The following is a 23998-nucleotide window of genomic DNA, read 5'->3' as shown; positions in this document are numbered from 1 at the left end:
ATGCCCGAGAATACCCCGCAAATCCGCACCGCTCGCCGTCACGCACCGGGACGGGGCACAAAATCGGTCGAAGCGCTAAAGTGTTGCCCTTCGCGGCCGATAGTCGCGATATATCCGTAGCAAACCTTAGGCGGGGAGAAAAGAAATGGGCTCGTCCGAAAGCCTGTATGAAACGATTGAGAAGACCTTCTGGAATTCGCTCACCAAGAAGCTGTGCAGCTTCCTGCTGCTGTTCTTCATCGACCTGGCGTATGTGGGGATCTATCTGAACCAGAAGACGGCGGTTCAGGCGCTGCTCGAGGCGGGAAAGGTTTCGCCCGAGCTGGTGCAGCAGGTTTCCGCGTCCCTCGAGAGCGGGCTGTACCTGATGGCGGTCGTGACGGCCGTGGTACTGGCGGTCATCGTCGGGCAGATCCTTTACATCCGGCACCTCATCGTCCGGCCGGTGCGCATCATTACCGACATCTTCAACGAGATCGCGCGCGGCGAGGGCGACTTCTCGCGCAACCTGCCGCTCGTCACGCACGACGAACTGCGCGACCTCGCGATCAGCTACAACCATTTTGCCGAGAAGATGCGCCAGATCATCGGCGACGTGCGCACGATGACCGTGAGCATCGCCCGTGACGCCGTGATCGTGAAGTCGCGCGTCCAGGGAGCGGCGAACGACGCGCGGCGGCAGGGCCAGCTCACCGAGGTCGTGTTCAGCGCGAGCACCGAGTCGACCTCGGCCATCGAGAGCGTGTCGGAGAGCACGCATCAGATTTCCGAATCGACGACCAAGAACCTGGAGATCGCGCGCGCGTCGCTGGGGGAAATGCGCGACATCTCGGAGAAGATCAACGCGGTGAGCGAGAAGGTGCTGCACTTCAACGCGACCGTGGACGACCTGTCGAAGCGCTCCGAGAGCGTGAAGCAGATCGCGTCGCTGATCCGCGAGATTGCCGACCAGACCAACCTCCTCGCGCTCAACGCCGCGATCGAGGCCGCCCGTGCGGGCGAGGCGGGGCGTGGCTTCGCGGTCGTCGCGGACGAGGTGCGCAAGCTCGCCGAGCGTGTGAATACCGCGGCCGAGGAGATCACCGGCAACATCGACGGGATGATCGGCCGCGTGATGAACACCCGCGCGGAGAACGAGGTCATCAACGTCGATGTGCTGCAGGCGCGCGAAGTGGTCGCGCGCTCGGCGACGCAGTTCCAGTTCATGGTCGGCGAATTCGAGACGACCGGCGAGCAGCTGCTGCAGATCGCAACCGCGATGGAGCAGCTTTCGGCGACCAACGGGCAGGTGCACGAGAACGTGGCCACGATCCACGATCTGTCGGGCACGGTGGCGAAGCACATGGAAGAATCCGAGGACTGCACGGTGAAGCTCGCGCGCGCGACCGAGTCGGTGCAGGAGCTGGTGTCGCGCTTCAAGATCGGCAAGGGCGAGTTCGATCACGCCGTCGAGCAGGCGCGGATCTTCCGCGATCGCGTGCAGGCCCAGCTCGAGGAGATGAGGAACAACCGTTTCGACGTGTTCGACAAGCGCTACCAGCCGATTCCCGACACCTTCCCGCAGAAGTTCAAGGTGTCGTGGGGCGACGAATACACGCGGCGCTGCCAGAAGATCCTCGACGAGTGTCTCGCGTCCATTCCGGGTTGCTCCTATGCCGTGGGCTTGAACGTCGACAGCTATCTGTCGGGGCACAACCTCAAGTATTCGAAGCCGCTGACGGGGAATCGGGAGGCGGACCTGGTCGGCAACCGCACCTGCCGCAAGTTCGAGGGGGCGGCGGAACTGCGCGGGGCGAAGAACACCGACCCGCTGCTGCTGCAGACCTTCATGCGCGACACCGGCGAGATCCTGTGCGACATGTCGATGCCGATCACGGTCGGCGGCCGGCTGTGGGGCAACGTGCGCGTCGGCATGCCGGCGGAGGCGCTGCTCGCCGAACGCTGAAAGGGGAAGTCACCGGGCGCCGCGAGGGGCGTCCGGTGACGTGCGGCATGTGCCGTGGAGTCGAGGTCGCGGGGGGATCAGCGGGCCTGTTCGGGCAGCTCGATCTTGACTTCCAGGACCTCGTAGTTGTCCTGCTTGTCGAGGTGCACCTTGATGTCGTCCGGATTGACCGAGACGTACTTCGAGATCACCTCGATCAGCTCGCGCTGCAGCGCCGGCAGGAAATCCGCCTTGGCCGCGTCGCCGCTGCGCTCGTGGGCGATCAGCAGCGACAGGCGGTTCTTGGCGATTTCCGCCGTCTTCTTCTTTTCGCCGAAGAGGCGGGCAAGGAAGGACATCTTACTTGCCTCCGAACAGGCGCTTGATCAGGCCGGGTTTCTCGTAGTTCACGAAACGCAGTTCGCGGTTTTCACCGAGGAAGCGCGCGACGACGTCGGTGTAGGCTTCGGAGACGTCGGTGCCTTTCAGGTGGATCGCCGGCGTGCCCTGGTTGGAGGCCTGGAGCACGGATTCCGACTCGGGGATCACGCCGATCAGCGGCACGCGCAGCAGCTCCTGCACGTCCTTGTACGACAGCATCTCGCCGTCTTCGACGCGCTTGGGCGAGTAGCGGGTGACGAGCAGGTGTTCCTTGACCGGCTCCTTGCCTTCCTCGGCGCGGCGGGATTTCGACTGCAGGATGCCGAGGATGCGGTCGGAGTCGCGCACGGACGAAACTTCGGGGTTGGTCGTGACGATCGCCTCGTCGGCGAAGGTCAGCGCGAGCACCGCGCCGCGCTCGATGCCGGCGGGGGAGTCGCACACGATGTAGTCGAAACCCATGTGTTCGAGGTCGTGGATGACCTTCTCGACGCCTTCTTCGGTCAGGGCGTCCTTGTCGCGCGTCTGCGAGGCGGGCAGCACGAACAGGTTGTCGCAGTGCCTGTCCTTGATCAGCGCCTGGTTGAGCTTGGCGTCGCCGTTGATGACGTTGATGAGGTCATACACGACGCGGCGCTCGCAGCCCATGATCAGGTCGAGGTTGCGCAGGCCGACGTCGAAGTCGATGACGGCCGTCTTGAATCCCCGCAGGGCCAGGCCGGAGGAAAAGGCGGCGCTGGTGGTGGTCTTGCCCACGCCACCCTTGCCCGAAGTTACGACGACGACACGAGTCACGGTATGTCCTTTCCTGATAGTTGGCGCTGCGCTCAGCCGAGCTGCAGCGATTCGATGGCAAGTTTCTGGTCGGTGGCGCTGTCCGTGAGGCGCACGAGCGCCGCACGGCCGGCGAGCGAAGCGGGAATGCCCTGCTCGAAGGTGCGATAGATGCCGGCGATCGACACCAGTTCGGGGCCGAAATTGGTCGTCACGATGCGCGCTTCGGTATTGCCCCGGGCGCCTGCGAGGGCGCGGCCGCGCAGCGGGCCGTAGCAGTGGATGCTGCCGTCGGCGATGACTTCCGAGCCGTTGCTGACGCCGGCGAGCAGCACGAGGTCGGCGCCGCGGGCATACACCTGCTGGCCGGAACGCAGCGGGCGGTCGATGTAGAGAGTGTTCTCTGCGACTGCCGGTGCGGCGGCCGGAGCCGGTGCAGGCTGTGCGGCGGGGGCGGGTTCCGGGCGCGGTTGCGGTGCTGCGGGTGCCACGCCCTGGCGGTCGCGCAGCTCGGCACCGTCGAGGATCGCAAGTCCCGCCTGGCGAGCCGTTGCGGCAAGGTCTTCCGGCAGGTTGCGCACGCCGACGGGCTGCAGCCGATAGCGGCGGAAGAGGCTCGCGAGGCCGACCCAGTCGATGCGTTCCGGGTAGGCCGCGATGTCGGCGAAGTCGAGCACGGCCGCTTCGCCGTTGAAGAAATCGGGCATGCCGCCGAGCATCAGATGCAAGGCGTCGGCGAGCCTTGCCGGTTCGGTTTCGCGCAGGACCGCTATGGTGGCGCCGAGCGTCGCATTACGGAACTCGATCGAGCGGGCGGCGTTGGAAGCGGACATGGGTACGATGAGGCCGAAAAGCTTGAAAGTCTAATGACGACAGGGGAATCGGGCAAGGATCTTCCGGTGCATGATGTCATGCACCGGAAGGCCGCAGCCGCGCTCAGTGCAGGGTCGGAGGCGGTTCGGCGGGGCCGGGACGGGATTCGAAGAGTTCGTCGATCTCGTCCGGTTCGAAGCGGTATTCGTGGTTCGACAGGTCGTCGCGGACGACCAGCTCGCCGTGCTCGGCGTAGATGCGGCGCACCTCGCCTTCGCCCAGCGCGCGCAGCATCGCGACGATCTTGTCGCGGTCGGGCGGGAAGTCGTGGGTCACCGGGCGCGGGTCGTAGAGGCGCACGGTTTCCTCGGCGAACAGACGGCCGAGCAGGGTCTCGGGGTCGAGCGCGAGGAGTTCTTCGCGCGTGACGGTCTGCGCGAACTGGTGGGCGCGCGACCAGCCATCCTCGTCGCGCGCGTCCGCGCCGGGGAGCTTCTGCAGGAAGAGCGCCGCCGCCGCGTCCTTGCTGCACGCGAGCCACAGGCCGGCCGGCTGTTGCTCGGACTGCTGCAGGTAGTGCTCGAACACCGTGGCGATGCTGCTGCCTTCGAGCGGGACGAGGCTCTGGTAGGGCTGGTCCATGCCTTCGACGTCCAGCGTGAGCTGGAGGATGCCGTCGCCGACCAGCTGCGCGAGCTGGTCGCCGTCCGGCACGGGGTCGTCGAAGGCCGCGAAGCCGCGCAGGTTCAGGGTCTCGTCGCAGTCGACCACGAGCAGGCGCACCGCTCCGTGGCCCTGCACCTGGAAGGTGAGGCGCCCGGCCTGCTTGAGGTTCGCGGAGATCAGCGCCGACACGGCGCTCATCTCGCCGAGCAGGGTGCCGACGTTGCGCGGGTAGTTGCGGCCCCTCTGCAGTGCCTGCCACACGTCGTCCAGGCGCACGACGGCGCCGCGGATGTCGAGGTCTTCGAGCAGGAAGCGGCGTACGTAGCTCTTGCGGGTCTTCATCGGTGGGCTCCGTCCTGCGCGAACAGCGCAGTGAGGCGTTCGGTGTCGAATCCGGCGACGATCCCGCCCGCGGCCGTCTCGATCACGGGGCGGCGGATGACGCTGGTGTGCGCGGCCATCAGCGCGATGGCGTCCGTGGCGGAGGCGATCGCCTGCTGTGCGGGATCGAGCTTGCGCCAGGTGGTGCCGCGCGTGTTGACCAGCGCCTGCCAGCCGAGGCGGTCGCACCAGCGCGCGAGCGTGTCGGGGGAGATGCCGGACTTGCGGTAGTCGTGGAAAGTGTAGGCGATGCCCTGCGCGTCGAGCCAGGCAAAGGCCTTCTTCATCGTATCGCAGTTCTTGATGCCGTAGATCGTCGTGCTCATGGTCTTACTTGCGTAGTGCGCGTGCCAGCGCGTCGGCCATCGCGCCGCCGGCGGCGGGGCGCTCGTTGCCGCGCTGGGCGCTGCGATCCTGGCGCGGGCCGTCGCTACGGCCGCGCGGCGCGCTGTCGCGCGCTCCTCCGGTGGGACGGGCTTGCGTGGGTTCGTCGCTCATGCGCATCGTCAGCGCGATGCGGTTGCGCGGCAGGTCAACCTCCAGCACCTTGACCTTCACGACCTGGCCGGCCTTCACGACGCTGTGCGGGTCCTTGACGAAGCGGTCAGACAGCGCGGAGATATGCACGAGGCCGTCCTGGTGCACGCCGATGTCGACGAAGGCGCCGAAGTTGGTGACGTTGGTGACCACGCCTTCGAGCATCATGCCCGGCGCGAGGTCCTTGAGCGTTTCGACGCCGTCGCGGAAGGCGGCGGTGCGGAACTCGGGGCGCGGGTCGCGGCCGGGCTTCTCGAGCTCGGCGAGGATGTCCTGCACCGTCGGCAGGCCGAAGCGCTCGTCGGTGAATTCGGCCGGGCGCAGCGTCTTCAGGAAGCTCGCGTTGCCCATCAGTTCGCGCACGTTCCGGCTGACTTTCGCGAGGATGCGTTCGACTACCGGGTAGGCCTCGGGGTGCACCGACGAGGCGTCGAGCGGGTTGTCGCCGTTGGGGATGCGCAGGAAGCCCGCGGCCTGTTCGAAGGTCTTGGGGCCGAGGCGTGAGACCTTCTTCAGCGCGTCGCGCGTGGCGAACGGGCCGTTGGCGTCGCGGTGCTCGACGATGTTGCCGGCGAGCGTCGCGTTGAGGCCGGAGATGCGCGCCAGCAGCGCCGCCGAGGCGGTGTTCACGTCGACGCCGACGGCGTTCACGCAGTCCTCGACGACCGCATCGAGGCTCTTCGCGAGGCGCGACTGGTTGACGTCGTGCTGGTACTGGCCGACGCCGATCGACTTGGGGTCGATCTTGACCAGTTCCGCGAGCGGGTCCTGCAGGCGGCGGGCGATCGACACCGCGCCGCGCAGCGACACGTCGAGCTCGGGGAATTCGCGCGCGGCGAGTTCGGACGCGGAATACACCGAGGCGCCGGCCTCCGACACCGTGATGCGCGTGAGGTGCAGTTGCGGCAGCGCCTGCATCAGGTCGGCGACGAGCTTGTCGGTCTCGCGCGACGCGGTGCCGTTGCCGATCGCGACGAGTTCGACGGCGTGCTTCTTCGCCAGCGCGGCGAGCGTCGCGAGCGAGCCGTCGCGGTCGCGGCGCGGTTCGAAGGGGTAGATCGTCGCGGTGTCGACGAGCTTGCCGGTGCGGTCGATGACCGCGACCTTGACGCCGGTGCGGATGCCGGGGTCGAGGCCCATCGTGCAGCGCGCGCCGGCCGGCGCGGCGAGCAGCAGGTCCTTGAGGTTGCGCGCGAACACGCGGATCGCTTCCTCTTCGGCGCGCTCGCGCAGCTCGTTCATCAGTTCCAGTTCGAGGTGCAGCGAGATCTTCACGCTCCACGCCCAGCGCACGCTGTCGCGCAGCCAGCGGTCGGCCGGGCGGCCCTGGTCGCGGACGCCGAAGCGCGCGGCGATGCGGCCTTCGCAGGGGTGGGGAGCGTCGGGGTCGGGCTGGTCGACGGTGAGGGCGAGGCGCAGCACGCCTTCGTTGCGGCCGCGCAGGAGTGCGAGCGCGCGGTGCGAGGGCATCGTGGCGATCGCCTCGCGGAAATCGAACCAGTCGCGGAACTTGGCGCCTTCGGTTTCCTTGCCTTCGATCACCGTCGAGCCGACCAGACCGTTTTCCTGCAGCCAGCCGCGCAGCGTGCCGAGCAGTTCGGCATCCTCGGCGAAGCGCTCGATGAGAATCTGGCGCGCGCCGTCGAGCACGCTCTTGACGTCGGCGAAGCCGGCCTCGGCGTTGAAGTAGCGTTCGGCTTCGGTCTCGGGGACCAGCGTGGGGTCTTCCAGCAGCGCCAGCGCGAGCGGCTCGATGCCGGCTTCGCGCGCGATCTGGGCCTTGGTGCGGCGCTTCTGCTTGTAGGGGAGGTAGAGGTCTTCGAGGCGCTGCTTGGTCTCGGCCGAGGCGATCTCGGCGGCGAGCGCGTCGGTCATCTTGCCTTGTTCGGTGATCGATGCGACGACGGCGGCGCGGCGATCCTCGAGCTCGCGCAGGTAGCCGAGGCGTTCCTCGAGCGTGCGCAGCTGGGTGTCGTCGAGCCCGCCGGTGACTTCCTTGCGGTAGCGGGCGATGAAGGGCACGGTGGCGCCTTCGTCGAGGAGCTGGATGGCGGCGACGACCTGGCGGGGTTGTGCCGAGAGTTCGGTGGCGAGGCGGTGTTCGATCGGGGGAAGCATGGAGTGTGGCGGGCGCGGTGACCACACGCGTGGGGTAGCGCCGTCTTGTTGGAAAGGGAGGGGTGCGATGGTGCAACAGGGGGGCTGCCGACGCAAGCGCAGCCCGGTTGCAGAATATGACGGATCAGAGCGCGATCAGGCTCTGGCGCCCGACCCAGCTTTCGCCCGCATCGAGTTCGATGCGCTGGCGCGCGGCGGCAGCCTCGACGCACAGCATGTGGCGGAAGCCGTTCGCCGGCATGTCGGCGAGCGCGGCGCAGCGTTCTTCCCACGGGTTCCACACGACGACGTCGGGGAAGCCATCGGTGTTGATGCCGAGGCTGCGGGCGCCGTCGCGCAGGAGCAGCGGGCGCTTGACGTCGTGGTACACGCGGTCGGTCTCGTCCTCGACCACCAGCACGTCGCCGGAGTCGCGCTTGATGCGGTCGTGGTCGGCGGCGTCGCGGTAGTCGTGGCCGTAGAGGCCTTCGAGGCGGGCCGTCTCGACCTCCTTCACGCGCAGGTAGGTGTGCAGCGCGGCGGTGAAGGCGAACGGGGCGTGGCCGGTGTTCTCGACTTCGAGTTCGACGTCGAGACGCTCGCCCTCGACGACCACGGTGAGTTCGGCGACGAAGTTCTGCGGCCAGACCGCCCAGCTGTCGTCGGTCTCGGTGAAGCGCAGCGTGACGAGCGCGTAGTCGTCGCCGGTGCGTTGTTCATCCACGACCCAGGGGCGCGTGCGCAGGATGCCGTGCTTCGGGAGCTTGCCGAGCCCGGCGAACTGCGGGAAGCACACCGGGATGCCGCCGCGGATTGCGGTGCTGCCGTCGTAGACGGCGGCCGGACTGAGGTAGAGGCGCTCCTGGCCGCCCGCGGGGATCCAGGACAGGACCTGGGCGCCGAAGAGCGATACGACGGCACGTGCGCCGGCCTGCGTCGTGAGGGCGAGCGCGGGCTGGCCGTGGAAGTCGATGGTTTCGATCGTTGCGGGCATCGGGGGTGATCAGTCCTGCAGGGCAAGCACACCGAGTTTGACGGTGTTGTCCTCGGGATCGTTCGACAGCACGAACCCCAGGCCCTGCACGAACTTGAGCATGCGTTCGTTGTTGGCGAGGAAGACGCCGTTCATGTACAGCAGGCCCTTGTTGCGCGCGGTCTCGATGAGCACGCCCATCAGCTTGCGCGCGAGGCCGCGGTGCTGCCAGTCGTCGGCGACGACGACCGCGAATTCGCACGATTCGCCGTCGGGATTGACCGCGTAGCGGCACACGCCGACCTCCACCTCGCTCGTTCCGTCCTCGCCGGGGATCGTTGCGAGGAAGGCCATCTCGCGGTCGTAGTCGATCTGCGTCAGGCGCGCCACCATCGCCGGCGGCAGCTCGCGCATCGTGTTCATGAAGCGGTAGTACTTGGTCTCGGCCGACAATTTGCGCACGAACTCGACTTCGAGTTCGGCGTCCTCGGGCTTGATCGGGCGGATCGTGACGTCGGTGCCGTCGGGCTGCGTCCAGGTGCTGGTGAGCTGCGACGGGTAGGGGTGGATCGCCATGTGGGCGTAGCGGTCGACCGACGGCGACACGTTTTCCACCGTGACCCGCGCATCGACGGCGACGGCGCCGTGTTCGTCGATGATCAGCGGGTTGATCTCCATCGTCGTGATCCACGGCAGCTCGCAGACCATTTCCGACACGCGCAGCAGCACGAATTCCAGCGACTCCATGTTGATCGGCGGCATGGTGCGGAATTCGCCGAGCAGGCTGGCGACGCGCGACGACCTGATGAGGTCGTGCACGAGGTAGTTGTTCAGCGGCGGCAGCGCGACGGCGAGATCCTTGTTCGCCTCGACGCGGTTGCCGCCCTCGCCGAAGGTGATGACGGGGCCGAACACGGGATCGCGGCGCACGCCGACGACCAGTTCGCGGCCGTTGCGCTTCATGATCATGGGCTCGATCGCGACGCCGTTGATCGCGGCATCGGGCTTGTTGCGGCGGACGTCCTCGAGGATTTCCTGGTAGGCGGTGCGGACCGCGGCGAGGCTGCCGAGGTTGAGGCGCACGCCGCCGGAGTCGGCCTTGTGGATGATCGACGGCGAGTCGATTTTCATGACGACGGGCAGGCCGATTTCCTCGGCCAGCACCATCGCCTCGGTCGCCGAGCGGGCGACGACGGTCTGCGCGATGGGGATGCGGAAGGCGGCCAGCAGCGCCTTCGATTCCATCTCGTTGAGCACCTTGCGGCGCTCGGCCAGCGCCGTCTCGATGACGAGGCGGGCGCTTTCGATCGACGGCGGCTTCAGGTGCGACAGCGAGGCCGGCGTCTGCATCAGCAGCTTCTGGTTGCGGTAGTACGCGGACAGATGGCTGAAGAGTTCGACGGCCGGCTCGGGCGTGCGGAAGGTCGGGATGCCGGCCGTCTCGAAGGCCTTGCGCCCGCTGCGCACGAGGTCTTCGCCCATCCAGCACGTCACCACCGGCTTGTCGGCGGTCTTCTCGATCTCGACGATCGCCTCGGCCACGGCGGTGGGATCGGTGATCGCCTGCGGCGTCAGCATCACCAGCACGCCGTCGACGTTGGGGCCTTCGAGGACGGCCTGCAGGGTCTTCCGGTAGCGATCGACGTCGGCATCGCCGAGGATGTCGATCGGGTTGCCGCGCGACCAGCCGTGAGGCAGCGAGGCGTTGAGCTTTTCCATCGTCCCTTCGGAGAACTCCGACAGGGGGATGCCGAGGTCGGCAGCGCGGTCGGCCGCCATGACGCCCGGTCCGCCGCCGTTGGTGACGATCGCGAGGCGGTTGCCGCGCGGCCGGAAGTGCGAGAACAGCGCGTTGGCAGCGGCGAAGAGCTGGCCCATGTTGTACAGGCGGATCACGCCGGCGCGGCGCAGCGCGGCGTCGAACACGGCGTCGTCGCCGCTCACCGAGCCGGAGTGCGAGCGGATCGCGCGGGCGCCCTGCGGGTGGCGGCCGACCTTGATCAGCAGCACGGGCTTGACGCGCGCGGCGCCGCGCAGTGCGCTCATGAAGCGGCGCGCGTCGCGGATGCCTTCGACGTACATGATGATGCTCTCGGTGCGCGGGTCCGAGATCATGTACTCGAGGACTTCGCCGAAGTCGATGTCGCTCGACGAGCCGAGCGAAACGACGGTCGAGAAGCCGATGTTGTTGGGTTTGGCCCAGTCGAGGACCGAGGTGACCAGCGCGCCCGACTGCGAGATCAGGCCGATGGTGCCCTTGGTCGCGCTGACGTGCGCGAAGGTGGCGTTGAGTCCGAGCTCGGGGCGCATGATGCCGAGGCAGTTCGGGCCGAGCAGGCGGATGCGGTAACGGCGCGCGGCCTCGACCACGTGGCGCTCGAGCGTGGCGCCGCGCGGGCCGCTTTCGGAGAAGCCGGCCGAGAGGATGATGATCGCCTTGACGCCGGCGCGCCCGCAGCCTTCGACCACCGTGAGGACCTTTTCCGCGGGCACGGCGACGACGGCCAGGTCGAGGCGATGCGGCACGTCCTCGACGGTCTTGTGGCACGGAACCCCGAGCACCGATTCGTGCTTCGGATTGATGGCGAACAGGCGCCCGCGGAAGCCTGCCGCGAGCATATTGCGGACGACCACGTGGCCGATCGAGTTTTCCCGCTCGCTGGCGCCGACGACCCCGACCGATTTCGGTTCGAGCAGCGGGCTGAGGTAATGCTTCTCTTTCATGTTGGTTCGCCTTGATCCCGGTTCGCTGGCCTCGGATTACCCGATGCGGCACGTTGCCGCGCATGCGGGGTGAATCGTGTTCCTGGTGCTGCAGTCTGGTTATACCCTGTTCGAAACTCAAGTTTACCGCAGTGCACCATTCTTATTGTGACATAAACGCCAGGAATCGCCGATCAGTACGAACCGCAGGGCCGTTCCGCCGCGCGGGCCGTGAGGCCTGGCGCCGGTTCGTGTCCGCTCCGTGCGTGCCGCTAGGCATCGGACTAAAATTGGTGGTTCTTCGGGGCTTTCCCCGCCACACAGGCAGATTTTCCATCATGAAGAACATCGCCGAATTCCCCATTTTCCGCCGGCAGGCATACATCGACGGCGCCTGGTCGGACGCCGATTCCGGCGCGACGTTTGCCGTGCGCAACCCGGCCACCGGCGAGACGATCGCGCACGTGCCCGACATGGGTGCGGCAGAGACCGCCCGCGCGATCGCGGCAGCCAACGCGGCGCTGCCGGCATGGCGGCGCACGCTGGCGAAGGAGCGTGCGGCCCTGCTGCGGCGCTGGTTCGCGCTGATCGTCGAGGCGGCGGACGAACTGGCCGCGCTGATGACTGCAGAGCAGGGCAAGCCGCTGGCGGAGGCGCGCGGCGAGGTCACGTATGCGGCGTCCTTCGTCGAGTGGTTCGCCGAAGAGGCGAAGCGCACGATGGGCGACGTGATCCCGACCGTGGGCCAGGACCGCCGGCTGCTGGTGATCCGCCAGCCGGTGGGGGTGTGCGCCGCGATCACGCCGTGGAATTTCCCGGCGGCGATGATCACGCGCAAGGTCGCGCCGGCGTTTGCCGCGGGATGCACGGTGATCGTGAAGCCCGCGGAGCAGACGCCGCTGACGGCGCTGGCGCTGATGGCGCTCGCGGAGCAGGCGGGTTTCCCGAAGGGCGTGTTCAACGTCGTCACCGGCGACCCGGTCGCGATCGGTGGCGCGCTGACCTCCAGCCCGATCGTGCGCAAACTGTCCTTCACCGGCTCGACCGAGGTCGGCCGCCTGCTGATGGGGCAGTGCGCGCCGACGCTGAAGAAGCTGTCGCTGGAGCTGGGCGGTAATGCGCCGTTCATCGTGTTCGACGATGCCGACCTCGATGCGGCGGTCGAAGGGGCGATGGGATCGAAGTACCGCAATGCCGGGCAGACCTGCGTGTGCGCGAACCGGCTGCTGGTGCAGTCGGGCATCTACGACCGCTTCGCCGAACGCCTGGCCGAGGCTGTGCGCGGACTGCGGGTCGGCCCCGGCACGGCGGACGGGGTGCATGTCGGGCCGCTGATCGACGAGGCGGCGGTCGCCAAGGTCGAAAGCCACATCGCCGACGCGCTGCAGAAGGGCGCGCGGGTGATGACCGGCGGGCGGCGGCATGCGCTCGGCGGCTCCTTCTTCGAGCCGACGGTGCTGGCCGACGTGACGCCGGCGATGCGCGTCGCACGCGAGGAGACCTTCGGTCCGGTGGCGCCGCTGTTCCGCTTCGACACCGAGGAGGAGGCGATCCGCATGGCGAACGACACCGAGTACGGCCTCGCCGCGTATTTCTATTCGCGCGATGTCGGGCGCATTTTCCGCGTGTCGGAGGAGCTGGAGTACGGCATGGTCGGCGTGAATACCGGGCTGATGTCGAACGAGGTGTCGCCGTTCGGCGGCATCAAGCAGTCCGGCCTCGGCCGCGAGGGCTCGGTGTATGGCATCGACGAGTACCTCGAGATCAAGTCGATCTGCGTCGCGGGCGTGGACCGGTGAGCGAGGGCATCGCGACGGCCCACGTCCTGCCCGCCGAAGCCTCGGCGTGGGTGCGGCGCTTCATGCCGCTGGTGGCGCCGGGCGGCACGGTGCTCGACCATGCGTGCGGCGGGGGACGTCATGCGCGGCTGTTCGCGGCGCAGGGGTTCCGCGTCGTGGCGGTCGATCGCAGTGCCGACGCGCTGGCGGCGCTCGCGGGCGTGCCGGGCGTCGAGACGCGCTGCGAGGACCTGGAGGGGGCATCCTGGCCGTTTGCGGGGCAGTGCTTCGATGCGGTGGTGGTCACGAACTACCTGTTCCGGCCGCGCTTCGGCGACCTGCTCGCTTGCGTCGCGCCCGGCGGGGTGCTGATCTACGAGACGTTCATGCTGGGCAACGAGCGTTTCGGGCGCCCGTCGAGCCCCGAGTTCCTGTTGCGTCCGGGCGAACTGCTCGAACGCATCGGCGCCGGCTTCACGGTCGTCGCCTTCGAGCAGGGTGTCGTGGCGCGCCCGCGTGCGGCGGTGGTCCAGCGGGTGTGTGCCGTCAGGCGGGCGGCAGATTCGGTCGAACTGCCGATTGCTGCAACAGAATGAAGGCGTCCGTGACAAATTTGGGGAGTTCACCCCAAATTCTTGGTTAAGAATTGGGGGAAATACCCCAGTACCGGTATTCAAGTAGGCATCGGGAACGGCTGTAGCGGCGGGAAGCGGGTGTGGCGATTGGGAATGGGAATGTTTCCAATTGTGGCACGCGGCGTGCATGGGGATTGGCAACCCGGCACCACTAGTCCGGGATAAACAGCTCAGCGGAGGCCGAAATGAATACCCCTGACGTCACCCTGCTCCAAGCCAATCGTGTCGCCCGTCTCAAGACACCCTACACGACCCGCCGCGTCCCGGCTTCCGCCTTCGTCACGCTGCTCGGCGGCCCGCGTGTCCCGCGCGTGGGCGATCTGATCCTGGCGCGTGTCGACAAGCTCGGGCAGCACCGCCATCTGGAGCTCGCTTGCGGGCGCCGGGCGCGTCTGTACGAGGGCGACGAGATCGTCCTCGCCTATGGCAATCGCTACGCGCCCGACCAGTTCGAGGCCGAGGTCCCGCCGGATCTCGGACTCTGTCACATGGTCGCCGGCGGCGGCGTGGCGGCGCGGGTGATCACGCGTCACGACAAGATGCGCGGCGCGACGGTGGTGCAACCGCTTGGGCTGCTGGGCGACCGCAGCGGGCGTCCGCTCAATCTCGCAGACTTCGCGCTGGATGCGCCGCGCGGCGACGGCCGCCGGGCCTTCACGGTGGCGGTGGTGGGGACGTCGATGAACGCCGGCAAGACCGAGACGGCGTCTAACCTGATCCGCGGCTTCGCCAATGCGGGGCTGCGCGTCGGGGCCGCCAAGGTGACCGGCACGGGCGCGGGCTGCGACATATGGATGATGGTCGATGCCGGCGCGCAGACGGTGCTGGACTTCACCGATGCCGGGCTGCCCTCGACCTATCTCGTGGAGCCGGAGAAGGTGGAGCAGGTGATGGCCACCTTGCTGGATCGGCTGTATGCGAGCGGTGTCGACGTGGTGGTGTTCGAAGTCGCCGACGGCCTGTACCAGCGCGAGACGGCCGAGCTGCTGAAGTCGTCGGCGTTCGCGCGGGCGGTCGATGCGGTCGTCTTCGCGGCCGGGGATGCGATGGGCTCGGCGGGCGGCGTCAATGCGCTGCGTTCGATGGGGCTGCCCGTGGTCGCGGCGAGCGGTCTGCTGACAGCGTCGCCGCTGGCGATGCGCGAGGCGGAGCAGGCGACCGGACTGGACGTGCTCGACCTCGACGCGCTGCGCAGCCCGACCATCCTCGACTACCTTGGATTTCGGGCCGAGGAAGGTCTCGCGGTCGGAGCGCTGTGATGCGTCGGGCGGAGTCGGCCGTGCCGCGCATGTGGGCCGGTGCGCGGCGCTTCATGCTGACGGGGCTGGCCCTCAACGGCATCGCGCAGGCGGTTGCGGCGCTGGCCTGCGCCTGGCTGACGCATCGCTTCTTCGAGGTGGTGATCGACCACCGCACGGGCGGCTCGGCGATGGCATTCGGGCTGATCGGCGCCATGCTGGGGGCGGGCGCGCTGCTCGCCGCCTTGCGCGTGGTGGAGCGCGTGCAGGCGGAGCGTCTGGGGCAGGACTACGCGGCGGAGCTGAGGCTCGCCCTGTACGACAGCATGGCCGAGCAGTCGCCGCGGCGAATGCAGGCACGCAGCCGCGGCGCAACGATCCTGCGCTTCGTCGGCGATGTAAAAGGGATCCGGCGCTGGATGAGTCTTGGCTTGCCACGAATTGCGGTCGGCGCACTGAGCGCGTCCATTGCGCTCTGCGTGCTGGCCCTGGTGAATGGCACCATGGCCTTCGCCGCGAGCTGGGGTTTCGTCGGCGCGGCGGTTGCGCTGGCGTTGCTCAGCGATCGGGTCGATCCCGCGGTGCGCGAGGCGCGGCGACGCCAGGCACGCCTCGCTGCAAACGTGAATGACAAAATCGGCGGCATCGCGGTGGTGCAGGTGTTCGATCAGGTCGCCCGCGAGCGCGCCTTGCTCGAGCGGCAGGGCGCGGGGCTGGCCGATGCGATGGTCGCGCAGACTCGCGGCATGGCGCTGCTGAAGTCGGCGGCGGAGTTCAGCTCTTCGTTCGCGACCGCCGGCGTGCTGCTGGCGGGCGCGATCGAGGTGGCTGGCGGCGAGCTGAAGGCGTCCCAGGTCGTCGGCGCGATCACCGCCGTCGGCCTGATCGCGCCCACCTTCCGCGACTTCGGCCAGGCGCTGGGCTACTGGCGGTCGGCGCGGGTCTCGTTCGAGAAGATCGCCGCCTTCCTCGCGACGCCGCGCCTGGCAACATGCGCGCAGGACGACGACGGCGATTCTTCCGCCGCGCCGCTCGCAGCGCCCTGCGGGGCCGTCGAGATCGAGTTCCGCGGCGTGTCGAGCGGCACTGCGCTGCGGGCCTTCAGCGCGTGCGCGCCGGCCGGCGCAACGGTGGCGATCGTCGGACCGAGCGGTGCGGGCAAGTCGACCCTGCTGGCCATGGCGGCGCGCCTGCTCGAACCCGACGGCGGCGAGATCCGCATTGCCGGCGCGCCGATCGGGCGCTATCGGCTGTCGGAACTGCGCCGTGCGCTCGGCGTCGTGATGCCGGACCTGCCCCTGCTGCGCGGCTCGCTCGAACGCAACCTGCGCTATCGCTGGCCCGGAGCCCCGGACACCGAGGTCGCACGCGTGGCCGCCCTGTGCGGCGTGGACGAGCTGCTGGCGACCCTGCCCGACGGCGCGCAAACCCGGGTGGCGGATGCGGGGGCGAATCTGTCCTACGGACAGCGCCAGCGCATTGCCTGGGCGAGGGCGCTGCTCGGGAGCCCGTCCGTGCTGCTGCTCGACGAGGCGGACGCGAACCTCGATCCGGCGTCGGCGCACGGTCTCGGGCAGATCCTGGACGGTTTCACCGGCACCGTGCTGATGGTGACGCACAGCTATGCGCGGATGATGCAGGCCGATCTCGTATGGTACGTCGAGGCGGGGCGCCTGCTGGAATCCGGAGCGCCTGCCGAACTCATGGGCAGGATGGGGCGCACCCGGCGCCTGTTCCAGCGTGAAGCGAATGAAGCGGGGTGAGGACATGCCGATTTGTTCCCCCCAGATCCTGCCCCCGGCCGATCCGCCCGCGATCGTCGCCTGGACGGCGTGCCGGACTGCTGCCGGCGCCCGGGCCCCATCCGCGCCGGCGACGGCGGACGAGGTGACCGTGGGCGACACGAACCGTGCAGGCGCGGCGACGGATTTGCCGCCGCTGCCGGGGTGCGTCGAGCAGCGGGCGCTGCGTTCCGACTCCAGCCTCAGGTATGTCGTCTACGTACCGTCGCGGGGGGGCGTCGACGCGCCGATCCTGGTCAGCGTGCATGGCATCTCGCGCAATGCGCTGGAGCACGTGAAGCTGTTTGCCCCGTTCGCCGAGCGTGCGGGCGTCGTCGTGGTGGCGCCGTTGTACGAGCGCGAGCGTTTCCCCGACTATCAGCGCCTTTCCGCGAATGCCCGCGGCGAGAGCCCGGTCGCCGTCATGGAGGCGATCGTGGCCGAAGTGGCGCGCACGACCGGCGCCCTCGCCGCGCCGCTCCGCCTGTTCGGTTACTCGGGGGGCGGTCAGTTCGTGCACCGTTATGCGATGGCGCATCCCGAGCGGGTGGCGGCTTACGTGGTCGGTGCGGCCGGCTGGTATACGTTTCCGGATGCGGAGCGGCGCTATCCCTACGGCCTGCGCTACAGCCGGCGCCTGCAGATGGGCGGGTTCGACCTGAACCGCTTCCTTGCCGTGCCGGGGTGGGTGCTGGTGGGGGAGCGCGACGTCCATGAAGGGACCGCCATGCGCAAGACCGATCGGGTGACGCTCGATCAGGGGGAATCGCGCCTGGAGCGCGGGCGGCGCTGGGTCGAGGCGATCAACGCCGCGGCGGCGGCGCGCGGGCAGGCGGGGCCGGTGCGTTTCGAGACGCTCGCGCGCTCGCCGCACAACTTCCGGCGCAGCATGCGGCGGGGAAATCTGGGAGAGCGGGTGTTCAGCCACCTGTTCGGGAGCGCCCGTGCGGGCGTGGCATGGTGACCGAGGCGGTGGAGGCTGCCGGAGTTGGAGGGGAGTGCGATGGCCGGAACCAAACCCGAACGGCGTGCGGCGCCCATGGTGCTTCGCCCCTTCAATCTGAGCCGCTGGTTTGCGCTGATCGGACTGTTGTCGATCGCGTCGATCTCGGCAATCGCCGGTTACCTGATCTCGGAATTCGTGACCCAGCGCATGGTTCGGCAGGAAGGGCAGCTTACCCTGGAGATGGTCGAGAATCTCGTCCTGACGGAGAAGTCCATGCACGCGCTGCTGGTCGAGCGCGTGCCGGTGAGCGTGGATGAACCTGGCGGGGCCTTCGCGCATCTGGCGCGCATGCCCGGCGTGCTGCGGTCGAATCTTTACGATACGTCGCGCCGGATCCTGTGGTCCAGCGACGCGGACCTGATCGGGCAGCAGTTCGGTGCGAACGAGGAACTCGACGAGGCGCTGTCGGGGAAACTCGTGGCACATGGCAAGCGCCACGAGGTCAAGGAAAAGGCCGAGCATCTGCACCTCGCGCGTGCGGCGAACTTCTTCGTCGAGATCTATCTGCCGGTGCGTGACACCGATGGCACGGTGCTGGGTGCGATCGAGTTCTACAAGAATCCGGTGGCGCTGTTCAATGCGCTGCAGTATCTCAACCGCAGCATCGCGGTCGGCGCCACGCTCGCAGGCCTGTTCCTGTTCGTGACCCTTTTCGGCGTGGTGCGGCGCGCCGATCTGCTGATTTCCCAACAGCAGGGCCGCCTCGTCGATGCCGAAACGCTGGCCGTGGTGGGCGAAATGAGTTCGGCCATCGCCCACGGAATCCGCAATCCGCTGGCGTCGATCCGCAGTTCTGCCGAGCTGATCCTCGTCACGGACGAGGAAACGGGCCGCGAGGCGGCTGCCGACATCATCTCCGAATCGGACCGGCTCGAAGCCTGGGTGCGCGAGCTGCTGTCCTATTCCCGGCCGCTGGAGGAGAAGGCCGCGGCCGTGTCGCTCAGGCCGATCCTGTCGCGCTGCGTCGACGAATTCGGGCGCGAACTGCATCGGCGGCGCATCACGGCGTCGCTGCAGATGCCCGAGCAGATCCCCGAGGTTCGCGGCGATCCGCTGCTGCTGGCGCAGGTGCTGCACAGCGTGGTGGCGAACGCGATCGAGGCGATCCAGGCGGACGGCAAGCTGCAGATCGGCTGCGAGAGCCTGCGCGGCGGCCGGCAGGTGGTGCTCGCGGTGCGCGACAGCGGCCCCGGCATGACCGCGGAGCAGTTGCAGCGTGCCGGCAAGCCGTTCTACACGACCAAGACGCAGGGCCTGGGGGTCGGGTTGGCGCTGGCGCGGCGCATCGTCGAGCGCTACGGCGGCGCGCTGGAAATCGACAGCGCGCCGGGTCAGGGTACCGCCGTTCGGCTGGTCCTGGCGTGCGCGTGACGGGGCGGAACAGGGATAGCGTGGGAGGGGAACATGGGACGCGCGATTCTGGTGATCGAGGACGAAGCGGTCCTCGGCAAGAACATACGGATCTATCTCGAACGCAGCGGCTATGACGTGCGTGTCGCAGGCAGCGCGGAGGAAGGGCTGTCGCTGCTCGACGTCTTCAAGCCCGACGCGGTGGTCCTCGATTTCAACCTGCCGGGGCTCAACGGGCTGGAGGCGTTGACGCGCGTGCGGGCCTTCGACTCGGGCATCCCGGTGATCATGATCACCGGGCACGGCACGGTCGAACTCGCCGTGGAGGCAATGAAGGCGGGCGCGCGCGACTTCCTCACCAAGCCGGTTGCGCTGGCCAAGCTCAAGCTTCTGATCGACAAGGCCTTCGACGAGAAGCAGCGCGACAGCGCGCTCGACTACTATCACCGTCGCGAGGCCGACGCCACGGACCTGGCCAGCCTGTTCGGCAATTCGCCGCCGATGGTCGCGCTGAAGACGACGCTGCGCCAGCTGCTCGACGCCGAATCGCAGCTGCAGGACAGCGATGCGCCGGCGGTGCTGGTGCTGGGCGAAACCGGCACCGGCAAGGAACTGGTTGCGCGTGCGCTGCACTTCAACGGGCCGCGCCGCGACAATCCGTTCGTGGAGCTCAACTGCGCGTCGATTCCGGCGCAGCTGCTCGAATCGGAACTCTTCGGCTACGAGCGCGGCGCCTTCACCGATGCGCGCGAGCGCAAGCTGGGCCTGGTCGAGACGGCGGAGGGCGGCACGCTGTTCCTCGACGAGATCGGCGACATGGATCTGTCGCTGCAGGCCAAGCTGCTGAAGCTGCTCGAAGAGAAGACCGTGCGCCGCATCGGCAGCCTGCGCGACCAGCGCGTCAACGTCCGCATCGTCGCCGCGACGCATAGGCCGATGGAGGCGCTGGTGCGCGAAGGCAGCTTCCGCGCCGACCTGTATTTCCGGTTGTGCGTCTTCCAGTTGAGCCTGCCGCCATTGCGCGAGCGCGGCGCCGACATCCTGTCGCTGGCGCGCCACTTCATCCGGCTGCACGCCGCGCGCTACGGCAAGACTCCACCCGCGCTGACGCCCGCCGCCGATGCGCTGCTGCTTGCGCACCGCTGGCCGGGCAACGTGCGCGAACTGCGCAACGTGCTCGAGCAGGCCGTGCTGATGGCGACGGGAGCCGCGATCGATGCGGCGCAGCTGTCGCTGTCGACCGTGGTGGCGACGGCGCCCGCGCCGGTCCGCCAGTTCGTGGCCGAACCGGCGCCTGCCGCGCCGGCAGCGCCGCAGACGCTCGAGGACATGGAGCGCCGGGCCCTGCTCGATGCCTTGCGCCAGACCGGCTGGAACGTTTCGCGCGCGGCGCGTGTGCTCGGCATCAGCCGTGACACGCTGCGTTACCGCATCGACAAGTTCGGCCTGAGCGTGGCGAACGCGTGACGGCCCTCAGGCCGGCGCCGAGAAGATCCGCTGTGCCAGGTCGCGGACCCCCGCGGGGGTCAGGTCGTCGCAGGAAAAGCTCGGCGCATCCGGGAAGCGCGCGAAGTTGTGGTTCTGGGAGCGGTGGTAGAGCGGGTCGTAATGCAGGTCGATGAATTCCCCGTACAGCGTGTGCAGGTCGCGCTGCCGGGCGAGATCCTTCCAGCGGTCGAGGACCTCGTTGCTCTGCAGTCCGCGCAGGAAGTCGATGCGGTGCTGCAGGTCGGGCACGTCGTCGCCCAGGTAGGCATAGTCGCGCACGAGGAATTCGATGCGTGCGTCGCGCGTCGCGTCGATCGCCACGCAGGCGCTGGCGCGCATGTGGGCGATCAATCCCTCGGGCAGATGGATGCGACCGATCTTGCGGCTCTCGGCCTCGACATAGACCGGGCGTGCGGGATCGAAGCCGTGCAGCTTCTCGTACAGGCGGGATTCGAACGCTTTCTGCGTGGGTTGCGCGCGGTCGGGCAGCGCCCCCAGCACCGAGCCCTTGTGCGCCGCGAGGTCCTCCAGGTCGAGCACCTGTGCGCCGAGCGCGGCGAGCTCCTCGAGCACGCGCGTCTTGCCGCTGCCGGTGGCGCCGCAGATCACGCGCAGGTCGAAGCGTTTCGGCAGGGTCTCGAGTTCGGCGACCACCATGCGGCGCCAGTTCTTGTAGCCGCCTTCGAGCTGGCAGGCGTCCCAGCCGATCAGGCGCAGCCAGGTCACGAACGAGCCGCTGCGCTGGCCGCCGCGCCAGCAGTAGACGAGGGGACGCCAGTCCTTGGGCTTGTCGTGGAAGCGCTCGCGCAGGTGGCGGGCGATGTTCTCCGCGACCATTGCGGCACCGATGCGGCGCGCGTCGAAAGCCGACTGCTGCTTGTAGATCGTGCCGACGATCGCGCGCTGCTCGTTGTCAAGCACCGGGCAGCTGATCGCGCCGGGGAGGTGGTCTTCCTGGAACTCCGCCGGGCTGCGGGCGTCGATGAACTCGTCAAAGGTGTCCAGCTGTGCTACGGTCGCGATGCCTTTTTTCATGCCTTGTCGCGGCGCCGGTGCTGGCCGGGCGGCCGCCTTTCCCCTTCGGATTCCATGGATCAGATCAAACTCACGCAATTCTCCCACGGCGGTGGATGCGGCTGCAAAATCGCGCCCGCCGTGTTGTCGAAACTCCTCGCCCATGCGCCGGCCGGCATCGTCCCGCCCGAGCTCCTCGTCGGCACCGAAACCGCCGACGACGCGGCCGTCTACAAGCTGAACGAGCGGCAGGCGATCGTCGCGACGACCGATTTCTTCACCCCCATCGTCGATGACCCCTTCGATTTCGGCCGCATCGCGGCGACCAATGCGCTGTCGGACGTGTATGCGATGGGCGGGCGCCCGATCATGGCGCTCGCGCTCGTCGGCATGCCGCTCGACAAGCTGCCGCCGGAAGTCATCGGCCGCATCCTCGAAGGCGGCGCCTCGGTGTGCCGCGACGCGGGCATCCCGATCGCGGGCGGCCATTCGATCGACGTGCTGGAGCCGATCTACGGCCTAGTCGGCCTGGGCGTGGTCGATCCGGCCGAAGTGAAGAAGAATGCCGGCGCGCAGGACGGCGACGTGCTGATCCTCACCAAGCCGCTCGGCATCGGCATCCTCTCGGCCGGGCTCAAGAAAGGGCTGTTGTCGGACGGTGATTACGCCGAGATGCTGCGCTGGACGACGCTGCTCAATCGCGTCGGCGCGCGCCTCGCAGGCATGAACGGCGTGCATGCCGTCACCGACGTCACCGGCTTCGGTCTCGCCGGCCACCTGCTGGAGATCTGCCGCGGCTCAAAGCTGGGCGCGACCGTGAACTTCGACGCGCTGCCGAGGATCGCCGCCGCCGAGAAGCTCGTGCGCGACGGCATCGCCACCGGCGCATCGACCCGCAACTGGGCGAGCTACGGGCAGGATGTGGTGATGCCGGCCGATGCGCCCGAGTGGCAGCGCAAGCTCGTCACCGACCCGCAGACCAGCGGTGGCCTGCTGATCGCGTGCGCCGCGTCCGGCGTCGATGCGGTGCTCGCGGCGATCCGCGACGAACAGGGCAGCGAGGGCCATGTCATCGGCCGCATGGTGGCGGGCGAGGCGGTGCTGCGCGTCGAATGAGCCGACGCGCGCTTGCGCCTGCGATGGACGCTCAGTTCTTGAGCAGCGCCCGCAGCACCTTCCATACCGTCTCGAGCATCAGCGGCTGGGCCTCGGCGGTCGGATGGAGTCCGTCGGACTGGAACATCTCCGGTTTGTCGGCGAAGCCGTCGAGGAGGAAGGGGACGAAGGGGGCCCGCTCGGTCTGCGCAACCTCGGCGAAGGCCTGCTGGAAGCGGCGGTTGTAGGCCGGCCCGTAGTTCGGCGGCAACTCCATGCCCACCAGCAGCACCTGTGCCCCCTTGCTGCGTGCCGCCTGGATCATCGCGGTGAGGTTCTCGCCCATCAGCGCCGGCTGCAGGCCGCGCAGGCCGTCGTTGGCGCCGAGTTCGAGGATCAGCAGGTCCGGCTTGTGGCGCTCGAGCGCGGTGCCAAGGCGCGAGCGTCCGCCGGCCGTGGTTTCGCCGCTGACGGAGCCGTTGACCACGGTATGACGGAACCCTTCGCGTGCAAGTCGCGTCTGCAACAGGGTGGGCCAGTCTTGTTTCGAGCGCAGGCCGTAGCCGGCGGACAGGCTGTCTCCCCACACGAGTATCGTTGCCGCCTGGGCGGCGCCCGACAACAGGATTGCGAACAAGAAGGTCACGATGGATCGCAGCGGCATTGAATTCTCCGTCCCGGTGATGCAGGTCTCGAACCTGTCGAAGCATGTCGAACTGGCCGATGGCCAGGGCACGCTCCGGATTTTGCAGGATGTGTCGTTCAGCGTCGCGGCCGGCGAGTCGGTCGCGATCGTCGGCGCTTCCGGATCGGGCAAATCGACCTTGCTGGGATTGCTCGCCGGCCTGGATGTTCCCAGCGCCGGCGGTGTCCGGATTCTCGGCCGGGATCTGTTCGCCCTCGGCGAGGACGACCGGGCGGCCTTGCGCGGCGAATCGATCGGCTTCGTCTTCCAGGCCTTCCAGCTCCTGCCGGCGCTGACCGCGCTCGAAAACGTCATGCTCCCGCTGGAGCTCGCGGGTGCCCGCGAGGCGGCCGCCACGGCGCGCCAGTGGCTCGAGCGCGTGGGCCTCGGCAGCCGCCTGCGCCATTATCCCAAGCATCTTTCGGGGGGCGAGCAGCAGCGCGTGGCCCTGGCGCGGGCATTCGCGCCCAACCCGCGCCTGCTGCTGGCGGACGAGCCCACGGGCAATCTCGACGCGGCGACGGGCGAATCGGTGATCGAGCTGATGTTCGCGTTGAACCGCGAATCGGGCACGACGCTGATCCTCGTCACGCACGACGAATCGCTCGCCGGGCGCTGCGACCGCGTGCTGCACATGCAGGCGGGGCGGCTGGCGGAAGCGGCCGCGCGCGTCGCCTGA

At 68.4% G+C, this 23998-nt stretch carries 20 protein-coding genes; 10 read left to right on the top strand and 10 right to left on the bottom strand.

What is annotated here, in order from left to right:
• Positions 1-145: 145 nt before the first annotated feature.
• On the top strand, positions 146-1945 hold the full coding sequence (locus GPA22_RS01495; protein ID WP_169254311.1) for a methyl-accepting chemotaxis protein: 1800 nt from the start codon (positions 146-148) through the stop codon (positions 1943-1945).
• Between the two features lie 77 nt (positions 1946-2022).
• Here the strand turns inward: GPA22_RS01495 and minE are convergent, their stop codons facing one another.
• From minE to GPA22_RS01455, 8 genes are all read right to left on the bottom strand, one after another.
• Positions 2023-2283 (bottom strand): cell division topological specificity factor MinE, encoded by a 261-nt coding sequence (gene minE / locus GPA22_RS01490; RefSeq protein ID WP_169254310.1) that lies wholly within the window; start codon positions 2281-2283, stop codon positions 2023-2025.
• A gap of 1 nt (position 2284) precedes the next feature.
• A complete protein-coding gene (minD, locus tag GPA22_RS01485; protein ID WP_169254309.1) occupies positions 2285-3100 on the bottom strand; it encodes a septum site-determining protein MinD in 816 nt (271 codons plus the stop codon).
• 32 nt (positions 3101-3132) lie between these two features.
• Positions 3133-3912 (bottom strand): septum site-determining protein MinC, encoded by a 780-nt coding sequence (gene minC, locus GPA22_RS01480; RefSeq protein ID WP_169254308.1) that lies wholly within the window; start codon positions 3910-3912, stop codon positions 3133-3135.
• A 103-nt stretch (positions 3913-4015) separates the two neighbouring features.
• On the bottom strand, positions 4016-4900 hold the full coding sequence (hslO, locus tag GPA22_RS01475) for an Hsp33 family molecular chaperone HslO (RefSeq protein WP_169254307.1): 885 nt from the start codon (positions 4898-4900) through the stop codon (positions 4016-4018).
• Entirely contained in the window at positions 4897-5265 is a 369-nt protein-coding gene (locus tag GPA22_RS01470; protein ID WP_169254306.1) for an ArsC family reductase, read from the bottom strand. The genes hslO and GPA22_RS01470 overlap by 4 nt, the downstream gene beginning before the upstream one ends.
• Positions 5266-5269: 4 nt before the next feature.
• Positions 5270-7594 (bottom strand): Tex family protein, encoded by a 2325-nt coding sequence (locus GPA22_RS01465; protein WP_169254305.1) that lies wholly within the window; start codon positions 7592-7594, stop codon positions 5270-5272.
• 124 nt (positions 7595-7718) lie between these two features.
• Positions 7719-8567 (bottom strand): D-hexose-6-phosphate mutarotase, encoded by an 849-nt coding sequence (locus tag GPA22_RS01460; RefSeq protein WP_169254304.1) that lies wholly within the window; start codon positions 8565-8567, stop codon positions 7719-7721.
• A gap of 9 nt (positions 8568-8576) precedes the next feature.
• On the bottom strand, positions 8577-11270 hold the full coding sequence (locus GPA22_RS01455) for a bifunctional acetate--CoA ligase family protein/GNAT family N-acetyltransferase (RefSeq protein ID WP_169254303.1): 2694 nt from the start codon (positions 11268-11270) through the stop codon (positions 8577-8579).
• Positions 11271-11587: 317 nt separating this feature from the next.
• On the opposite strand from GPA22_RS01455, the gene GPA22_RS01450 reads away from it, so the two are divergent.
• The 7 genes from GPA22_RS01450 (at position 11588) to GPA22_RS01420 (ending at position 20504) form a co-directional block, all read left to right on the top strand.
• A complete protein-coding gene (locus GPA22_RS01450; protein ID WP_169254302.1) occupies positions 11588-13048 on the top strand; it encodes an NAD-dependent succinate-semialdehyde dehydrogenase in 1461 nt (486 codons plus the stop codon).
• Positions 13045-13623 (top strand): class I SAM-dependent methyltransferase, encoded by a 579-nt coding sequence (locus GPA22_RS01445; RefSeq protein ID WP_343035921.1) that lies wholly within the window; start codon positions 13045-13047, stop codon positions 13621-13623. The genes GPA22_RS01450 and GPA22_RS01445 overlap by 4 nt, the downstream gene beginning before the upstream one ends.
• Positions 13624-13847: 224 nt before the next feature.
• Entirely contained in the window at positions 13848-14921 is a 1074-nt protein-coding gene (locus tag GPA22_RS01440) for a P-loop NTPase family protein (protein WP_169254301.1), read from the top strand.
• Positions 14921-16663, top strand: coding sequence for an ABC transporter ATP-binding protein (locus GPA22_RS01435; protein WP_169254300.1), 1743 nt, complete (start codon positions 14921-14923; stop codon positions 16661-16663). The genes GPA22_RS01440 and GPA22_RS01435 overlap by 1 nt, the downstream gene beginning before the upstream one ends.
• Positions 16664-16667: 4 nt before the next feature.
• On the top strand, positions 16668-17645 hold the full coding sequence (locus GPA22_RS01430; RefSeq protein WP_169254299.1) for an alpha/beta hydrolase family protein: 978 nt from the start codon (positions 16668-16670) through the stop codon (positions 17643-17645).
• A gap of 39 nt (positions 17646-17684) precedes the next feature.
• Positions 17685-19058 (top strand): sensor histidine kinase, encoded by a 1374-nt coding sequence (locus GPA22_RS01425; protein ID WP_169254298.1) that lies wholly within the window; start codon positions 17685-17687, stop codon positions 19056-19058.
• A gap of 33 nt (positions 19059-19091) precedes the next feature.
• Positions 19092-20504 carry a sigma-54-dependent transcriptional regulator gene (locus GPA22_RS01420; RefSeq protein WP_169254297.1) on the top strand — a complete coding sequence of 471 codons (1413 nt, stop codon included), beginning with the start codon at positions 19092-19094 and terminating at the stop codon, positions 20502-20504.
• A gap of 6 nt (positions 20505-20510) precedes the next feature.
• On the opposite strand, the gene mnmH is transcribed toward GPA22_RS01420, so the two are convergent.
• Positions 20511-21560 carry a tRNA 2-selenouridine(34) synthase MnmH gene (gene mnmH, locus GPA22_RS01415; RefSeq protein WP_169254296.1) on the bottom strand — a complete coding sequence of 350 codons (1050 nt, stop codon included), beginning with the start codon at positions 21558-21560 and terminating at the stop codon, positions 20511-20513.
• Between the two features lie 54 nt (positions 21561-21614).
• On the opposite strand from mnmH, the gene selD reads away from it, so the two are divergent.
• On the top strand, positions 21615-22655 hold the full coding sequence (gene selD / locus GPA22_RS01410) for a selenide, water dikinase SelD (RefSeq protein WP_169254295.1): 1041 nt from the start codon (positions 21615-21617) through the stop codon (positions 22653-22655).
• Positions 22656-22686: 31 nt separating this feature from the next.
• Here selD and GPA22_RS01405 read toward each other — a convergent pair whose 3' ends face one another.
• Positions 22687-23298, bottom strand: a complete 612-nt coding sequence (locus tag GPA22_RS01405; protein WP_169254294.1) for an arylesterase — start codon at positions 23296-23298, stop codon at positions 22687-22689.
• Here GPA22_RS01405 and GPA22_RS01400 point away from each other — a divergent pair.
• Positions 23282-23998: an ABC transporter ATP-binding protein gene (locus GPA22_RS01400; protein WP_169254293.1), complete on the top strand. Its 717-nt coding sequence runs from the start codon at positions 23282-23284 to the stop codon at positions 23996-23998. The genes GPA22_RS01405 and GPA22_RS01400 overlap by 17 nt on opposite strands.

Origin of the sequence: Aromatoleum toluvorans (assembly GCF_012910905.1) — a bacterium.
GTDB lineage: Bacteria > Pseudomonadota > Gammaproteobacteria > Burkholderiales > Rhodocyclaceae > Aromatoleum > Aromatoleum toluvorans.
The sequence above is the reverse complement of the archived record's forward strand: the minus strand, read 5'-3'. Positions and strand labels throughout refer to the sequence as shown.

What these genes read in the sequence shown, in the direction of transcription:
- mnmH (WP_169254296.1), bottom strand. Translation starts at nt 21,560, where the DNA reads ATGAAAAAAGGCATCGCGACCGTAGCACAGCTGGACACCTTTGACGAG.
- hslO (WP_169254307.1), bottom strand. Translation starts at nt 4,900, where the DNA reads ATGAAGACCCGCAAGAGCTACGTACGCCGCTTCCTGCTCGAAGACCTC.
- GPA22_RS01405 (WP_169254294.1), bottom strand. Translation starts at nt 23,298, where the DNA reads ATGCCGCTGCGATCCATCGTGACCTTCTTGTTCGCAATCCTGTTGTCG.
- GPA22_RS01470 (WP_169254306.1), bottom strand. Translation starts at nt 5,265, where the DNA reads ATGAGCACGACGATCTACGGCATCAAGAACTGCGATACGATGAAGAAG.
- GPA22_RS01460 (WP_169254304.1), bottom strand. Translation starts at nt 8,567, where the DNA reads ATGCCCGCAACGATCGAAACCATCGACTTCCACGGCCAGCCCGCGCTC.
- minC (WP_169254308.1), bottom strand. Translation starts at nt 3,912, where the DNA reads ATGTCCGCTTCCAACGCCGCCCGCTCGATCGAGTTCCGTAATGCGACG.
- GPA22_RS01450 (WP_169254302.1), top strand. Translation starts at nt 11,588, where the DNA reads ATGAAGAACATCGCCGAATTCCCCATTTTCCGCCGGCAGGCATACATC.
- minE (WP_169254310.1), bottom strand. Translation starts at nt 2,283, where the DNA reads ATGTCCTTCCTTGCCCGCCTCTTCGGCGAAAAGAAGAAGACGGCGGAA.
- GPA22_RS01455 (WP_169254303.1), bottom strand. Translation starts at nt 11,270, where the DNA reads ATGAAAGAGAAGCATTACCTCAGCCCGCTGCTCGAACCGAAATCGGTC.
- GPA22_RS01425 (WP_169254298.1), top strand. Translation starts at nt 17,685, where the DNA reads ATGGCCGGAACCAAACCCGAACGGCGTGCGGCGCCCATGGTGCTTCGC.
- GPA22_RS01435 (WP_169254300.1), top strand. Translation starts at nt 14,921, where the DNA reads ATGCGTCGGGCGGAGTCGGCCGTGCCGCGCATGTGGGCCGGTGCGCGG.
- GPA22_RS01495 (WP_169254311.1), top strand. Translation starts at nt 146, where the DNA reads ATGGGCTCGTCCGAAAGCCTGTATGAAACGATTGAGAAGACCTTCTGG.
- GPA22_RS01430 (WP_169254299.1), top strand. Translation starts at nt 16,668, where the DNA reads ATGCCGATTTGTTCCCCCCAGATCCTGCCCCCGGCCGATCCGCCCGCG.
- GPA22_RS01465 (WP_169254305.1), bottom strand. Translation starts at nt 7,594, where the DNA reads ATGCTTCCCCCGATCGAACACCGCCTCGCCACCGAACTCTCGGCACAA.
- GPA22_RS01440 (WP_169254301.1), top strand. Translation starts at nt 13,848, where the DNA reads ATGAATACCCCTGACGTCACCCTGCTCCAAGCCAATCGTGTCGCCCGT.
- GPA22_RS01420 (WP_169254297.1), top strand. Translation starts at nt 19,092, where the DNA reads ATGGGACGCGCGATTCTGGTGATCGAGGACGAAGCGGTCCTCGGCAAG.
- selD (WP_169254295.1), top strand. Translation starts at nt 21,615, where the DNA reads ATGGATCAGATCAAACTCACGCAATTCTCCCACGGCGGTGGATGCGGC.
- GPA22_RS01400 (WP_169254293.1), top strand. Translation starts at nt 23,282, where the DNA reads ATGGATCGCAGCGGCATTGAATTCTCCGTCCCGGTGATGCAGGTCTCG.